This window comes from Streptomyces sp. AC627_RSS907 (assembly GCF_019049165.1).
Genome location: NZ_JAGMUE010000860.1, coordinates 1 through 604 on the forward strand (window position 1 = coordinate 1; position 604 = coordinate 604).

Annotated in this window: 1 pseudogene; it reads left to right on the forward strand. The window is 79.6% G+C overall.

The window, feature by feature from the left end:
- A pseudogene (locus tag KUM32_RS39060) lies at positions 1-324 on the forward strand (hypothetical protein); the annotation flags it as partial.
- Positions 325-604 lie beyond the last annotated feature (280 nt).

Genomic DNA, 604 nt, shown 5'->3' on the forward strand with positions numbered 1-604 from the left:
CCCGACGGCGTCCCTGACGGCTCTGACGGCTCCACCGGCTCACCCACGAACGGCCCCTCGGCGGACGGCTCCGCCGCGCGGGGCTCCCCAGCCGACGAGCCGATGGCCGAGCCGTCCGGTGCCGCCCCGGCCGGCGTGCCGAGTGCGGGGCGGGCTCCGGCGCGCGCCGGGGCGCTCGCGGGCGTCACGGCCCGGCGCGCGGCCGGCGAGGCGCCGGCGTCCACGGCGCGGGCCCGTACCCAGGGCGCCCCGGCGCGGGCCGGCGGCGAAGCCGGGCCGGGCGCCGTCACGCCCCGCGACGAGCGGCGCGACGAAGGGCGCTAGCCGACCCGCGCGCGCCGGCCGCGCCCCGCCGGGCCGGACGGCGAGCGGGCGGCAGTATCAGCCACGCGCGGCGATCACCGCAGGTGTACGGCCCCGCACGGCGCGTGTCCGGGTGCGAGCCTGACGTGGGCGCGGTAGGTGTGTTCTGTGACTCGGGTAGCGCGTGGGGCGCGTCAAGGCAGCGACGTGAACGCGACCTTGTGTGCCGCGCGGGAGCCTGGGAATACTCAGCGGAGCAACTTGGCATGGACGCGCCCTCCTGGTGAGCGGCCCGTGCATG